At 73.9% G+C, this 14772-nt stretch carries 13 protein-coding genes and 1 pseudogene; 5 read left to right on the forward strand and 9 right to left on the reverse strand.

Features of this window, described 5'->3' with window-relative positions; genetic code table 11:
- Positions 1-63 precede the first annotated feature (63 nt).
- From AB0G79_RS03630 to AB0G79_RS03640, 3 genes are all read right to left on the reverse strand, one after another.
- A complete protein-coding gene (locus AB0G79_RS03630) occupies positions 64-813 on the reverse strand; it encodes a class I SAM-dependent methyltransferase (RefSeq protein WP_360799529.1) in 750 nt (249 codons plus the stop codon).
- A 216-nt stretch (positions 814-1029) separates the two neighbouring features.
- The gene (locus AB0G79_RS03635; RefSeq protein WP_360799532.1) at positions 1030-1749 is read right to left on the reverse strand and encodes a transporter substrate-binding domain-containing protein; all 720 of its coding nucleotides are present in this window, start codon (positions 1747-1749) and stop codon (positions 1030-1032) included.
- A gap of 37 nt (positions 1750-1786) precedes the next feature.
- Positions 1787-2743, reverse strand: coding sequence for an aldo/keto reductase (locus AB0G79_RS03640; protein ID WP_360799535.1), 957 nt, complete (start codon positions 2741-2743; stop codon positions 1787-1789).
- Positions 2744-2895: 152 nt separating this feature from the next.
- On the opposite strand from AB0G79_RS03640, the gene AB0G79_RS03645 reads away from it, so the two are divergent.
- Positions 2896-4482 carry an alpha/beta hydrolase gene (locus AB0G79_RS03645; RefSeq protein WP_360799538.1) on the forward strand — a complete coding sequence of 529 codons (1587 nt, stop codon included), beginning with the start codon at positions 2896-2898 and terminating at the stop codon, positions 4480-4482.
- 78 nt (positions 4483-4560) lie between these two features.
- Here the strand turns inward: AB0G79_RS03645 and AB0G79_RS03650 are convergent, their stop codons facing one another.
- The 3 genes from AB0G79_RS03650 to AB0G79_RS03660 form a co-directional block, all read right to left on the reverse strand.
- On the reverse strand, positions 4561-6111 hold the full coding sequence (locus tag AB0G79_RS03650; protein WP_360799541.1) for a PTS transporter subunit EIIC: 1551 nt from the start codon (positions 6109-6111) through the stop codon (positions 4561-4563).
- Positions 6112-6158: 47 nt separating this feature from the next.
- Positions 6159-7100 (reverse strand): N-acetylmuramic acid 6-phosphate etherase, encoded by a 942-nt coding sequence (murQ, locus tag AB0G79_RS03655; RefSeq protein ID WP_360799544.1) that lies wholly within the window; start codon positions 7098-7100, stop codon positions 6159-6161.
- A 61-nt stretch (positions 7101-7161) separates the two neighbouring features.
- Positions 7162-8079, reverse strand: a complete 918-nt coding sequence (locus AB0G79_RS03660) for a MurR/RpiR family transcriptional regulator (protein ID WP_360799547.1) — start codon at positions 8077-8079, stop codon at positions 7162-7164.
- 113 nt (positions 8080-8192) lie between these two features.
- Between AB0G79_RS03660 and AB0G79_RS03665 the strand changes: the two genes are divergently transcribed.
- Both AB0G79_RS03665 and AB0G79_RS03670 read left to right on the forward strand, forming a co-directional pair.
- Positions 8193-8549, forward strand: a complete 357-nt coding sequence (locus AB0G79_RS03665; RefSeq protein ID WP_360799550.1) for a hypothetical protein — start codon at positions 8193-8195, stop codon at positions 8547-8549.
- 16 nt (positions 8550-8565) lie between these two features.
- Positions 8566-8838: a DUF4031 domain-containing protein gene (locus tag AB0G79_RS03670; RefSeq protein WP_360799553.1), complete on the forward strand. Its 273-nt coding sequence runs from the start codon at positions 8566-8568 to the stop codon at positions 8836-8838.
- On the opposite strand, the gene AB0G79_RS03675 is transcribed toward AB0G79_RS03670, so the two are convergent.
- The 3 genes from AB0G79_RS03675 to AB0G79_RS03685 form a co-directional block, all read right to left on the reverse strand.
- Positions 8835-10718: a bifunctional serine/threonine protein kinase/MFS transporter gene (locus AB0G79_RS03675; protein ID WP_360800562.1), complete on the reverse strand. Its 1884-nt coding sequence runs from the start codon at positions 10716-10718 to the stop codon at positions 8835-8837. The two genes, AB0G79_RS03670 and AB0G79_RS03675, sit on opposite strands and share 4 nt — an antisense overlap.
- 37 nt (positions 10719-10755) lie before the next feature.
- Positions 10756-11997, reverse strand: coding sequence for a Cmx/CmrA family chloramphenicol efflux MFS transporter (locus AB0G79_RS03680; RefSeq protein WP_360800565.1), 1242 nt, complete (start codon positions 11995-11997; stop codon positions 10756-10758).
- 154 nt (positions 11998-12151) lie between these two features.
- Entirely contained in the window at positions 12152-12823 is a 672-nt protein-coding gene (locus AB0G79_RS03685) for a hypothetical protein (RefSeq protein ID WP_360799556.1), read from the reverse strand.
- Between the two features lie 154 nt (positions 12824-12977).
- Between AB0G79_RS03685 and AB0G79_RS03690 the strand changes: the two genes are divergently transcribed.
- Positions 12978-14420: an MFS transporter gene (locus tag AB0G79_RS03690; RefSeq protein WP_360799559.1), complete on the forward strand. Its 1443-nt coding sequence runs from the start codon at positions 12978-12980 to the stop codon at positions 14418-14420.
- Positions 14421-14525: 105 nt separating this feature from the next.
- Positions 14526-14741, forward strand: a pseudogene (locus AB0G79_RS03695) (DNA-binding protein); the annotation flags it as partial.
- Positions 14742-14772: the final 31 nt, after the last annotated feature.

Below are 14772 nucleotides of genomic sequence, written 5' to 3' on the forward strand. Positions count from 1 at the left end.
ACCCGAGATGATCTTGGAAGGCGGCCGGGGGTCGGCGACGGTGGCCGGGGTCGGCGGCCGGGGTCAGCGGCGGAAGAGCCCCGTCCACAGGAAGGGTTCCCCGAAGCGCCCCGACTCCGCCGGCTCGTCGCGCATGCGCCGGATCTCGACCTCCGTCAGGTCGGCGAAGAGTCCGCGCAACTCGTCGTCGGTGAAGGCGAGTCCACCGTCCAGCCGGCCCTTCCGGTAGAAGTCGGCGTCCGGCAGCTCGGAGCCCATGCCGCCCTCGCCCGCGGCGAACGCGGTGAGCGCGAAGTGCCCGCCGGGCGCGAGGACGCGGTCGAGGAGCGCGAGGTAGCTGACGCGGCGGTGCGGGGGCAGGTGGTGGAAGCAGCCGGAGTCGTAGACGAGGTCGTACGGACCGTCGAGTTCGGTGCTGGTGAAGGCGTTCCCGTGCACGAACCGGACGTTCTCCGTGCCGAGTTCGCGGGTGCGCTCCTCGGCCCAGGCGAGTGCGGTGGCGGAGAGGTCGACCGCGTCGACCTCGTACCCCAGCGAGGCGAGGTACCGGGTGTTGCGCCCCGGCCCGCACCCCAGGTCGAGGACCTTCCCGTCCTCCGGGAGGAGCCCCCTCTCCCGGTACGAGACGAGGTTCTCGTCCGGCTTGGCGACGAAGAACGGAACCGACCGGTCCCGGTCCGCGTAGAAGCCGTCCCACCAGTCGGCGCCGTCCTCCGACCACCGGACGGCGCTGGGGGCGAAGAGCCCGTCGAGCAGGCTCAGGACGTCCTCGACCGTGCGGATGTCACGGTTCGGGAGGCTGTTGAGGTCCACGGATATCCCCCTCCAAGTAGGTTCCCAGGATAGGAGGGTTGGGGAAGAAATCGCAGGTCGGGAGTGGTGTGGTGAGGGTCTGTGCGGGGCGTGGGCGGCCGGTGCGGCGAGGGGTGGACCCCGCGGGCGCGAGGAGGGTGCGGCCCCCCGCCAAGACCCCCTGGGAGGCCGGGAAGGGGCCCTTTCGGACCCCGCCCGGCGGCCTTTCTCGACCGGCTACGGGGCCACGAGCGCCGGGTCCTGGCCGGCGCGGCGGAGGGCGTCGGCGACGAAGCCGTTCGCCTTCAGCTCCTCGACCGTGTCGCGCAGGAAGGCGACGGTCCCGGGGGCGCGGCCGACGGTCGTGCCGACCGCCTGGCGGATCTCCATGAAGCGGCCCTCGACGAGGCGTACGTGCTCCGCGTGGGCGGCGGCGTACGCCGTCATCGGCTGCCGGATGCCCGCGCCCGCCTCCAGGCCCTCGGCGCGGAACACGTCCACGCCCTCCTCGCCGCGCACGACGGTCGCGTGGGCGAGGGAGCGGGACAGGAACAGGTCGTAGGCCGATCCCCGCTTCACACCGATGCGGACGCCGGGGGCGTCCACCTCGTCCACGGTGGTGAGCGCCGAGTCGCGCGGGACGGCGTACACGCCCTCGATGACGACGTACGGGGCCGTGAACGCGACCTCCTTCTCGCGCGCCGGGTCCACGGCGAGGAAGCAGAGGTCGGCCCGCCCCTCCGCCATCGCGTCGAACGACTTGCGCGCCGCGTCGAAGCAGAGCAGCTCCACGGGGAGCCCGAGGCGCGCCCCGATCTCCCGCGCGAGGTCGACCGTGATGCCGGAGGGCGCGTCGGGGGTGCCCTGGGCGAGGACGGGGTTCCCGAGGTTGACGGAGGCGCGGAGGGTGCCGGTGGGCGCCAGGTCGGCGGCGAGGGCGGAGGTCGTGGTCGTCATGGGAGTGGAGTGTAGGGAGGCGGCCCGTTCTCCCCGCCTACGCGGCTTCGTGGTGGGCGGTGTCCAGGAGTGCCAGGTCCTCCGGGGTGAGGGTGAGCGCGCCGGCGGCGACGTTCGCCGCGAGGTGGTCCGGGTCGCCCGTGCCGGGGATGGCGAGGACGTGCGGGCCCTGGTGGAGGGTCCAGGCGATGCGGACCTGGGCGGGGTCGGCGCCGTGGGCCTTCGCGACGGCGAGGACCTCGTCCCGCTCGGCGGCCGTGGCCCCGCCCTGCCGGCCCGCGGCGGCGATGGCGTAGAAGGGGACGAAGGCGATGCCCTGGTCGCCGCAGTGCCGGACGAAGTCCGCGTACTCGGGGCGGACGCCGATCCCGTACATGTTCTGCACGCAGGCGACGGGGGCGATGGCCTGCGCCTCCGCGAGGTGCGCGGGGGTGATGTTGGAGAGGCCGAGGTGGCGGATGAGGCCGGCCTCGCGGAGCTCGGCGAGGGCGCCGAAGCGCTCGGCGACCGAGTCCGTGCCGAGGACGCGGAGGTTGACGAGGTCGAGGTGGTCGCGGCCGAGCTGGCGCAGGTTCTCCTCGACCTGCGCGCGGAGCGCGGCGGGGGTGCGCGCGTGCTCCGCCCAGGCGCCGGTGGCGTCGCGGGCGGGGCCGACCTTGGTGGCGATGACGAGGTCGTCCGGGTAGGGGCCGCCGAGGGCCGTGTTGATGAGCTCGTTGGCGGAGCGCAGCGGCGAGAAGTAGAAGGCGGCCGTGTCGATGTGGTTCACGCCGAGCTCGACGGCCTTGCGGAGGACGGCGATCGCGCTGTCGCGGTCCCGGGGGACGGCGTGCTCGACGAGGGCTTCGCCGCGCTGGGGGAGCCGCATCGAGCCGAAGCCGATGCGGCGGACGGGGAGGTCACCGCCGAGGAGCCAGGTGCCGGAGGAGGCGGCGGGGCGGGCAGCGGCGGTACCGGTGGGTTCGATGGGTTCGATGGGTTCGGTGGTGCTCATGGGGCGGATGATCTCTCAGGGCCTTGCGGAGCGCCATCGAGTTCTGCGTCCCGCGCGCCGGAACGGCCCACGCCCGCACGGGGGTTGCCCCCACCCTCCGCCCGCGTGCCTGCCGGATGGGGTGCGGACGCCCGTTCCGGAAGGCTGTGCGCATGACAACGAACCGTGGTCGCAAGGCCCTCCTCCTCGCCCTGTCCGCCACCGCCGTCGCGGGCGTCGCGCTCGCCGGTCCCGCGGGGGCGGCCGGTCCGGCGACGGACTCCGGACTCGCGTGGGGCGCGTGCGCGCCCTCCGTGCGGCCGCTGCCGGGCCAGGAGTGCGCCACCCTCTCCGTACCCCTGGACTACGCCGATCCCGAGGGCGAGCGGATCGGGCTCGCGGTGTCCCGGCTGCCGAGCACGCGGCCCGAGGCCCGGCGCGGGGTGCTGATGGTGATCCCGGGCGGGCCCGGGAGCTCGGGGGTGCAGCGGCTCGCGCAGAAGGGCGCGGCGCTGGAGCGGGAGACGGCCGGGGCGTACGACCTGGTGGCGTTCGACCCGCGCGGGATCGGCGGCTCGGCGAAGGCGCGGTGCGGGCTCGACGAGGGCGACCGGTGGATGGTGACGCTGCGGTCGTGGCCGGGCGGGGACGGCGGGATCGACGCGAACGTCGCCCGGTCGAAGCGGATCGCGGAGGCCTGCGCCCGCAACGGCGGCGCGATGCTCCGCGGCCTGACGACCGCCAACGAGGTCCGGGACCTGGACCGGCTGCGGCAGGCGCTCGGCGAGCGGAAGCTGTCGGCGTGGAGCGTGTCGTACGGGACGTACGCGGCGGCCGCGTACGCGGAGAAGTACCCGGAGCGGACCGACCGCTGGGTCCTGGACAGCAGCAACGACCCCGACCCGAAGCGGGTCGCGCGCGGCTGGCTGGAGGGCATGGCCCGGGGCGCGGAGGACCGCTTCCCGGACTTCGCCGCCTGGGCGGCGCACCCGGACCGGGCGGGCGAGGGCCTCCGGCTCGCGGAGCGACCCGAGGACGTACGGGGCCGGGTCCTGGCCCTGGCGGCCCGCCTGGACCGCGAGCCGCACGCCACGGTCCTCCCGGGCACGGGCACGGGCACCGGCACCGGCACCGGGACCGGCACGGGCAGCGGCACCGGCACCGGCACCGGTACGCCGGAGACGCCGGGGGTCCCGCTCACGGGGGCGATGCTGCTCCAGGCGCTCCAGCAGGCCCTGTACTCCGACGCCGGCTTCCCCGCCTTCGCCCGCCTCGTGGCGGACGCCTCCGTCCCGGACGGCAAGCCGGTCCTGCCGCGCGAGCTGGCGGGCGCGATGCCGGACGACGCTGCGGCCGTGACGGTCGGCGTGATCTGCAACGACGTGAACTGGCCGGCGTCGGTCCCGGCGTACGAGCGCGCGGTCGCCGCCGACCGCGCCCGCCACCCGCTGACGGCCGGCATGCCGGCGAACATCACGCCCTGCTCCTTCTGGAAGGGCGGCGCGGTCGAGAAGCCGGTCCGGATCACGGACCGGGGCCCGTCGAACATCCTGATGATCCAGAACCTCCGCGACCCCTCGACCCCCTACGCCAACGGCCTGAGGATGCGCGCCGCCCTCGGCGACCGCGCCCGCCTCGTCACCGTCGACCACGGCGGCCACGGCGTCTACCTCGGCAACGGCAACCCCTGCGGCGACCGCGCGGTCACCCGCTACCTGACGGAAGGCGTCCGCCCGACGGCGGACGTGCTCTGCCGGTAGGAGGCCCTGCCGGTAGGAGGGGACGCGCGAGGGCCCGGCGGCCGTCTGCCGCCGGGCCCTTTCCCGTACCGCCGTGTGTCAGACCTTCACCGGCTCCGGCTTCGTCTCCGGGGTCCCCGGGGCCTCCGTCGTTCCCGTCGTTCCCGTCGTTCCCGTCGGGGTCACGGCCGGGGCCGGCTGGGCGGCCTCCGTGTCCACGTTGAACTCCTCCAGGAGTTCCTTGTTGAAGCCCCAGAAGTAGGTGGCCAGGAAGCCGACCGCGTAGCCGACCAGCAGGCCGCCCGCGTAGATCGCGATCGTCGTGCCGAGGCCCTTGTCGCCGTCGAGGAGGGGGAAGAGCGCCCAGCCCGACGGGCCGATCGCGGTGGAGCCGACCGAGTCGCCCAGCATGCTGAACAGGCCGATGAAGCCGCCGCCGAACGCGCCGCCGACGCAGGCCGTGACGAACGGGCGGCCGAGCGGGAGCGAGACGCCGTAGATCAGGGGCTCGCCGACGCCCAGGAAGCCGGCCGGGAGGGCGGACTTGATGGTGCGGCGGATGGAGCCGTTGCGGGGGAGCTTGAGGTAGACGGCCATGGCCGCGCCGACCTGGCCCGCACCCGCCATCGCGAGGATGGGGAGGAGGACCGTGTAGCCCTGCTGCTCGATGAGCGTGGTGTGGATCGGGATGAGCGCCTGGTGCAGGCCGAGCATGACGAGCGGGAGGAACAGGCCGCCGAGGAGGAAGCCCGCGCCGGCGCCCGCGTTCGCGAGGAGCCAGTTGGCCGCGTCGCCGATCGCCGTGGAGATCTCACCGGCGACGAACATCAGGCCGTAGATCGTGACCAGGCCCGAGATGAGGACCGTCAGCGTCGGGGTGACCAGGACGTCCAGGGCCTCCGGCACCCAGCGCCGGCACCACTTCTCGACGTACACCGCGAGCACCGCCGCGCCGAGCGCGCCGAGCACACCGCCCTGGCCGGGGGAGAGCGTCTGGCCGAAGACGTCGATCTTCGCGACGCCCGCGAAGACGATGATGGACGCGACCGCGCCGCCGAGGATCGCCGTACCGCCGAACTCCTTCGCCGTGTTGTAGCCGACGAAGACCGCGATGAGGGCCATGAATCCGCTCGCGATGGCGGCGAGCGCCGGGGTGACGCCGGGCAGCCAGCCGAGGTTGATCAGGAGGCCGTTGAGGCCGGCGATGATGCCGCAGCCGATGAGGGCGGGGATCAGCGGGACGAAGATGTTCGCGATCTTGCGCAGGAAGAGCTTGAACGGCGTCGCGTTCTTCTGCTTCTGCGCGGCCTTCATCGCGGCGCCCTGCGCGGCGAGGTCGTCGGAGCCGGAGCCGGAGCCCGAGCCCGAGGGGGCGGGCTCGGCCTTCGGCGCCTCGGCCACCAGGGCCTCGAACTCCGGGGTCACACGGGCGACCTTCCCGGGGCCCAGGACGATCTGGTACGTCTCGTCCTCCACCACACCCATCACGTCGGGCAGGGCCTTGAGGGCCTCGTCCTGGACGAGCGAGCGGTCCCGCAGGCCGAGCCGGAGGCGGGTCATGCAGTGGGCTACGGAGCTGATGTTCTCGGCGCCGCCGACGAGGGGGAGGATCGCGGCGGCGATGGCGCGGTTCTTGTCGTCTGTGCTCATGGTGCGGTGGCCTTGCTGTACGGGGGTGGGGGGCGGCGCGGGCGACGTCAGCCGGCTGCGTGCAGCGCTGCGCGCAGATGGCCCTGGGAGTCGGTCAGCCGGGCGGCGGCGGTGGGGGCGTCGACGTCGGCGAGGATCATGAGGATCGCGTTCTTCACCTCCCCGTCGGCGGCGGCGAGGGCCTTCTCGATCTGCTCGTCCGGCGCGCCGGTGGCCAGCGCGACGATCCGCCGCGAGCGGGCCTGGAGCTTCTCGTTGGAGGCGCGGACGTCGACCATGAGGTTCCCGTAGGTCTTGCCCAGTCGGATCATGGTGATCGTCGAGATCATGTTGAGGACGAGCTTCTGGGCCGTACCCGCCTTGAGCCGGGTCGAGCCGGTGAGGAGCTCGGGACCGGGGACGACCTCGATGCCGTGCTCGGCGGCGGCGGCGAGCGCGCTGTCCGCGTTGCAGGAGAGGCCGATGGTGAGCGCGCCGACGGTACGGGCGTGCTCGACGGCCCCGATGGCGTACGGGGTGCGGCCGGAGGCGGAGATGCCGACCACGGTGTCGTCGGCGGTCAGGCCGAGCGCCGTCAGGTCCTCGACCGCGAGCTCCTTGGAGTCCTCGGCGCCTTCGACGGCCTTCACCATGGCGGACGGGCCGCCCGCGATGAGGCCCACGACCTCGGAGGGGGCGGTGTTGAAGGTCGGCGGGCACTCGCTGGCGTCCAGGACGCCGAGCCGGCCCGCCGTGCCCGCGCCCATGTAGACCAGCCGGCCGCCGCGGGCCATGCGTTCGGCGGTGGCGTCGATCGCGGCGGCGATGGCGGGCAGCTCGCGGGCGACGGCGACGGGGACGGCCTGGTCCTCGCCGTTCATCGTCCGGGCGATCTCCAGCGTGGACAGCCGGTCGATCTCGGCGAGCTCGGGGCGGAAGGCCTCGGTGCTCAGGGTGGCGAGCTGGGCGCGGAGTTCGGAGTACGTGGAGGAGGGCGTGGAAGTGGACATGGGGTGCTCTTTCGATGCGTCGACGTCGGTGTCTCGGCGGCTGAGGCTGGTGCGTGGGGGGTCAGCGGGTCCGGGGGGAGTGGCGGTGGGCGAGGGCTTCGTACGAGGCGGCGAGGGCAGGGGCCGCCGTCTCGTACGTACGTTGGGTGACACAGGTGAACAGGCAGTCCACGACCAGCAGTTGGCTGGTGCGGGACGACATGGCCGCGGGGCGGAGGTCGCTCTCGCGGGCGGTCGAGGTGGTCAGGACGTGGTCGGCGTACTGCGTCACCGGCGCGTCCGGGCGGCCCGTGATCGCGACCGTCGTCGCGCCGTGGTCGAAGGCCACCCGCAGCGGTTCTATGACGTCGCCGGTCGAACCCGAGTGGGTGATGGCGATGGCGACGTCGCCGGAGCGGAGCTGCACGGCGTTGGTGACGGCCAGGTGCGGGTCGCTGTGCGCGTGCGCGATCAGGCCGATCCGGAGCAGCTTCTGCGCGAGGTCCTGGGCGACGAGGCCGGAGGCCCCGACGCCGTAGACGTCGACGCGGCGGGCGGTGGCGAGGGCGGCGACGGCGGCGCCGAGCTGGACGGTGTCGAGTCCGGCGGCGGTGTCGGCGAGGGTCTGCTGCTCGTCGTGGGCGAGCTTGGCGACGACGTCGGCGACCGGGTCGTCGACCGCGATGTCGGCGGTGACGGCGGGCGCGCGGCCGGACTGCTGCTGGGCGGCGAGGCCGGCGAGTGCGAGCCGGAGGTCGCGGTAGCCGGGGTAGCCGAGGAGCCTGGCGGTCCGGACGACGGTCGCCTCGCTCGTCCCGGTGAGCTCGGCGAGGCCGGTGACCGTGAGGGCGGCGCAGCCGGCCGGGTCTCCGGCGACGGCTTCGGCGACCCGCTGCATCGAGCGGGTCATGGAGGGCGCGAGGGTCCGCACCTTCGCCGCGAGGGCGGCGGGCGCGGGCGGAGCGTCGCTCCTGAAAGTTTCCTTCACTTCATTGGTCACATCTGAAAGATACTTTCGGTCGCGCGGGGCCGACAAGACCTCTACGGTCCCGAGTAGGTCCCGGAAACGGAGGGGACCTTCGTCCTTTCGCGGGCGCGGGAGACAATGAGTGCATGGATGCGATCGACCCCGTCGAACAGGCGCTGCACGCCGCCCGCGCGCTGGTACTGGCCGACCTGGTGGCACGGGACGTGGCCGCCGCCGAGGTCGTGTCGTTGGTGGAGGACGCGGTGACCCACCGGCGCTGGTGGGTCGAGCAGTGGCCGGAGGGCACGGAGTACGTCGCCGGGCTCGTCGCCCAGGACGTCCAGGACGCCCTGCTCGAACGGTACGGCCGCTGGCCCCTGTGCCCGGTCTGCTCCTCGGGAGACCCGCACGCCCTGGACGTGGAACCGGAACTGGGCCCGGACCCGCACTGGGTGTGCGGGAAGCAGGGAGTGGTGGTCGCCCCGGTGGGCGGCCTGACGTGAGAGGGATACCGGCGCTGTGACTCTCTACATCGACCCGCCGACCTGGCCGGGCCACGGCCGCATGTGGTCGCACCTGGTCAGCGACGCCTCCTTCGAGGAGCTGCACGCCTTCGCCGCCTCGATCGGCGCCCCGCCGCGCGCCTTCGACCGCGACCACTACGACATCCCGTCGGACCGCTACGCGGACGCGGTCGCGGGCGGCGCGGTCGAGGTCGGCTCGAAGGAACTCCTCCGCCGCCTGACGGAGGCGGGGCTGCGGCGCCCGAAGTACGGACGGTCCTCCTCTTAGTACAGGTAGTTCCCCGACCACACGAACAGCAACGCCAGCGCCCCGCCGGCCGCCGCCACCGCGCACAGGACGCCGAGCGGGGCCCGTGGGGGGCCGCCCGGCAGGAGGGTCTGCCGCCAGGCGAGGGCCGCGAGCAGGACGGCGGCGGCGACCGGCAGGTACTCGCCGCCGGTGAAGTACGGTACGGCGCTGCTGACGGCGAGGGCGCCGAGGGAGCCGAGCAGCACCCCGGGTCCGTCGGTGGGCGTGCGGAGCCTGCCGGGGTCGGGGGCCCGGGTCGCGACGAGGGCCGTGGCGACGAGGGCGAGCGGGACGGTGGCGTACATCCACCAGCGCCACTCCCACCCCCACGGCAGCAGCCACGTCAGCAGCATGCCGAGCACGGGGCCGAGGCCCGCGACGGCGGCGTACGTGCCGAAGGCCTTGCGGGGGCCGGTGAGGGAGCGCAGCAGACCGGGCACGGACCCCGTCACGACGGCTGCGAAGAGGCCCTGGAGCACGCGGGCCGTCATCCAGGTGCCGGAACCGGCGGCGCTCCCGCCGAGCGCGCCCGCCACGGCGAAGCCGGCCAGGCCGGACAGCAGCAGGCGTCTGTGCCCGAGACGGCCCGCGAGCCCGGGGGCGAAGGGCAGGACGAGGAGGAACGCGAGCGGATAGAGGCAGGGCGCGAGGTCCAGGTAGACGGTGTCCGACAGCTCCATCTCGTTGCCGGGGAGTCCCAGGTCGTAGTTCGCGCCGCGCCAGATCATCGCCGTACCCGCGAACCCCGCCTCGACGAGGACGATGAGCTGTGCGAAGGCGAGCGCGACCAGGCCGGGCGGGGACGAGCCGGCGGGGGCGTACGCGGGAGCGGTGGGCGCGTACGCGGGAGGGGGCGGGACGGTGGCGGTCACGACGGGCGCGGCGGGAGCGACGGGCACGACGGGAGCGGCGGGCACGGCGGCGCGCGCGGGGGGCGTCACCGCGACGGCCGGTCCGGCGGGCGCGTAGTCCAGCAGGTGCGCCGCCCGCCGTCCGAGCTGCGCGAGTACGGCCCCGGGAAGCCACTCGCCCTCCCCGGCGACCGCCGCGGTCCGCGCGGCGACGTCACTCGGCGTCGGCCGCCTGGCCGGGTCCTTCTCCAGGCAGGCCCGTACGAGGTCGCGGAGGGAATCCGGTACGCCGGTCAGGTCAGCCTCCTCCTCGGCGACGCGGAAGAGGTGGGCGTTGAGCCCGGTGTCGGTGGCGCCGAAGAGGAGCCGGCCCGTGGCGGCGTACACGAGGAGCGCGCCCAGGCAGAACACATCGGAAGCGGGGGTGAGTTCGAGCCCGCGCACCTGCTCGGGGGACATGAAGCCGGGCGAGCCGATCAGCATGCCGGTGCGGGTGTGCAGGCTGTCCCCGGCGAGGCCGTCCATCGCGCGCGCGATGCCGAAGTCGATGACGCGGGGGCCGTCGACGGTGACGAGGACGTTCGACGGCTTCAGGTCGCGGTGGATGATCCCGGCGCCGTGCACGGCCTGGAGGGCGAGGGCGAGCCGGTTGGCGAGGGTGCGGACGGAGTGTTCGGGCAGCGGCCCGAAGTCCCGGGCGACGACGCCGGTGAGGTCGGGCCCGGGGATGTACCGGGTCGCCACCCACGGCACGGCTGCCTCGGTGTCGGCGTCGAGGACGGCGGCGGTCCAGTCCCCGCCGACCCGCCGCGCGGCGGCCACCTCGCGCGCGAACCGCCGCCGGAACTCGGGGTGTTGCGCGTGCTCGGCCTGGACGACCTTGACGGCGACGGTACGGCCGAGGTCGCTCCGCCCGAGATAGACCAGCCCCATACCGCCCGCGCCGAGGCGAGCGATGAGCCGATAGGGCCCTATGTGCGCGGGGTCCTCCCCCGTCAGCTGTTCCACGGCGGCGGTGATCCCCCCGGATGCGTGCACGGATCACTCAAGGTAGGGCACGCGTGCGGGACGCCGCCGCCGTTTCCGTCGATCGGCCGAAACGCTCTCCCGCAGGCGCCGCGCCCGAGGCGACCACGCGGGACGGCCGCTTCGTGAGCCGTAGCGCGAGGAAGGTGACGGCGAGGGCGGTGACGGTCATGGCGGCACCCGCCCAGGCGGTGGCGGTGTAGCCGAGGCCCGCGTCGATCACCGTGCCGCCGAGCCAGGGCCCGCCGGTGTTGCCGAGGTTGAACGCGGCGGTCGTGGTGGCGCCCGCGAGGGTCGGGGCGGCACCGGCGACGTTGAACATGCGGGCGTTGAGCGCGGGGGCCGTGTAGAACGCGGAGACGCCGAGGAGGAAGGTCAGGGCGATCGTGGCCGCCGGGCTGGGCGCGAGGAGGGCCAGGGCGACGAGGAAGACCGTCGAGGCGGTGATGCCGCTGAGCAGGACGCCGAAGAGGTGCGCGTCGGCGACCCGGCCGCCGATCGTCGTGCCGACGAGCGCGCCGACGCCGAAGAGCCCGAGGACGCCGGAGACCCAGCCGTCGGCGAGGCCGGAGACGTCGGTGAGGAGCGGGGCGAGGTACGAGAAGGCGCAGAAGACGCCACCGGCGGCGAGCGCGGTGACGACGATCGAGAGCAGGACCTGCCGGTCGCGGTAGATGGTGAGCTCCCGCTTGAGGCGGGGCTTCGTCTCCGGCAGCGGGATGTGGGGGATGCGGGTCACGACGCCGACGAGGGCGACGGCGGAGGCGGCGGCGACGGCCCAGAAGGCGGAGCGCCAGCCGAGGTGCTCGCCGAGGAAGGCACCGGCGGGGACGCCGAGGACGTTGGCGATCGAGAGCCCGCCGATCATGACGGCCATGGCGCGGGCCCGCTGGTTCTCCCGCACCATCGCGATGGCGACGGCCGCGCCGACGGCCCAGAACCCGGCGCACGCGAACGCGCTGACCACGCGGGACGCGAAGAGGATCTCGTACGAGGGCGCCAGCGCCCCGGCTATCTGGCCGAGCCCGAAGACGGTGATGAGCGCGACGAGCGTCGTCTTGCGGGGCAGCCGCAGCGTGGCGACGGCGAGGAGCGGCGCCCCGACGACCATGCCGATGGCGAAGGCGGAGATGAGGAGCCCGGCCTGGGGGATGGAGACGTCCATGTCCTCCGCGATGGGCGGGAGGAGCCCGGACAGCATGAACTCGCTCGTGCCGAGCGCGAAGACGGCGAGGCCGAGGATGTGGACGGCCAGGGGCATGCGGGCGGGGGAGGAGGGCGGACCGGGCTCGGCAGAGGAAGGCGGCATGACATGCGTCAACGGGTGGTTTGTGCCTGACATTCCCTGCGCCGGGAATGTGCCGGGAATGTGCCGGGAATGTCTCGGGATGTGAGACGGGGGCGGCCGCGGGGCCTCAGGAGGCCCCGGTGAGCTCCCGGAGCTCCCGCTCCAGGTTCTCCCGCGCCCGCTCCTCCCAGGCGGCAGCTCCGTACGGCGTCCTGAACAGCCGTGGCAGGGAAAGCAGTTGGCGGAGGACGGCGGCCCGGCCCTCGCGGAAGGCCTCGTCGGGCACGAAGGCGTACTCGGTGCGGACCGCTTCCGCATACCCCCGGTAGGTGTCGGGGTCCGTCGCGAGGATCGCCAGGTCCGCGTCGCAGAGCGTCTCGCCGTTGAGGTCGCCGGGTGCCGGGTCGTGGGTGACCGTGAGGCGGACGAGTCGCGCGACCTCGCGGACCTCGTGCCCGGTCAGGCCCGCCTCCGTCAGGGCCTTCTCCGCGAGGGCCGCGGACCGCTCCTCGTTCTCGGAGCGGTCGGGCCGGTAGACCGCGTCGTGGAACCAGGCGGCCAGGCGTACGAGTTCCAGCTCGCCGCCCTCCCCGCCCTGGTCGACCAGTTCGTCGACGCGGTCCAGGACGGCCCGCAGGTGGTCGACCGTGTGGTACGCGCGCTGCGGCTCGGCCCAGCGGGCGAGCAGGTTGTGGCCGTACGGGGCGGGGTCGGGCCCCTCGCGGCCGGCCCGGGCCGCGAGCAGGGTGGCGTTCCAGCGCTGGAGCAGGTCCGGGTGCGTGGGGTCCTCGGCGGTCATGGACGCATTGTGCCCCGGGGCCGGAGCGCTGCCCCGCCGCGCCCCGGCCGTCTTGCCGCACCTCACCCCCCTTAAATACCCCCCATGGGTATGCTACCTTCCTCCGCACGGGATACCCCCCAGGGGTATCAAGGAGCGAGCGAAGGGCCGGCTCATGTCGTCAACCGTCAACCCCCGGCGCTGGTGGGCACTGACCGTGCTCGCCGCCGCGCAGTTCATGGTCATCATGGACACCTCGATCATCGGCGTCGCGCTCCCCGAGATGCAGAAGGACCTCGGCTTCACCCAGGGTGAGCTCCAGTGGGTCTTCAACGCCTACGTCGTCGTCTTCGGCGGTCTCCTGCTCCTCGGCGGACGCCTCTCCGACCTCCTCGGAGCCCGCAGGATCTTCGTCACCGGCTGGGCCGTCATGATCGGCGGCTCCGTCCTCGCCGCCGCCGCGCAGACCGCCTGGGTCGAGATCGCCGGCCGCGCCGTCCAGGGCGTCGGCGGCGCGCTCATCGCCCCCTCCGCCATGACCCTGCTCATGATGCTCTTCATGCACGACCCGAAGGAGCTCGGCAAGGCCATGGCCCTCTACGGTGCCGCGGCCCCCGCCGGCGGCACCGCGGGCGTCTTCCTCGGCGGCGTCTTCACCGAGTGGGCGGCCTGGCAGTGGGTGTTCGTCATCTACATCCCGATCGGCCTCGCGACCCTCGCCGCCACCCGGCTCCTCCCCGACGTCGCCGCCCGCCGCGGCTCCGTCGACGTCCTCGGCGCCGTCGCCGTCACCGCCGGTCTCGCCCTCGCCGTCTTCGCGGTCGTCCGCGCCCCCGAGACGGGATGGGGCTCGACCGCCACGATCCTCCAACTGGCGGGCGCGGCAGCCCTCCTGACCCTCTTCCTCCTCCTCCAGAAGTCCGTGCGCGAGCCCCTCATGCCGCTCGCCATCTGGCGGGTCCCGCGCCTCGGCTCCGCCAACCTCGCGATGACGCTCCTCGGCGCCGCGTGGATCCCGATGTGGTACTTCCTCAACCTGTACCTCCAGCAGGTCCTCGGTTACGGTGCCTTCGCCTCCGGCGCCGCGCTGCTGCCGATGACCGTCCTGCTCATGATCTTCATGACGGCCGTCACCGCCCGCCTGATGGCGAAGGTCGGCGCGAAGCGGCTCGTCGGCACCGGCCTCCTCGTCCTCGCGGCCGGCCTGGTCTGGCTCGCCGCCGTGCCGCCGACCGGCACCTTCCTGGTCGACGTCCTCCCGGCCTCGCTCGTCGCCGCGCTCGGCATGTCCCTCGCCTACATCCCGGCGATGATCGCCGCGATGTCCGGCGCCCCCCAGGAGCAGGCCGGCCTCGCCTCCGGCATCGTCAACACCACCTACAACGTAGGCTCAGCCCTCGGCCTCGCCGCCCTCACCGCCGTCGCCATGTCCCAGGGCGCCGACCAGCTCGGCAACCTCCCCGAACTGACGAACGGCTTCTCGGCGGCGTTCACCGGCGCGGCGGTCATCGCGGCGGTGGGCGGGGTGGTCACCCTCCTGGTGATGAAGAGCGACAAGAGGGTGGCGGCGGAGGCGGCGGCTCAGGCCCCCGCGGAGAGCGAGAAGCTCCCGGCGTGACGCGTCACTCCACCTGACCCCGCGTGCCCCCGAGGCGTGCGGGGCACAGGGCTTCGTCGGCGACGGGCCGGAACAGAGTGACCGGTCGTGTACGTCGGAGGGGGTGTGTCCGGCGTGCGGGTGGTGCCGGTGGGAGAGGAGGAGGAGAGGGCGGCGTCCGCCCTGCTGATCGAGGCAGGTCTCCACGGCCGCGAGTACGCCGTCGACGCGGCCGTGGCGGAGACCGCAATGCGGCAGCAGCGGCCCGTCGTCGTCCTGACCTCGGATCGCGACGACCTGGCAGCGCTGTGCGGGGACAAGGCCCGTCTCGTGGATGTGTGATGAAGCCGGCCGGGGCGCCGTGGCGCCGTAG

It is taken from the genome of Streptomyces sp. NPDC020807 (genome assembly GCF_040641575.1).
Classification (GTDB): domain Bacteria; phylum Actinomycetota; class Actinomycetes; order Streptomycetales; family Streptomycetaceae; genus Streptomyces.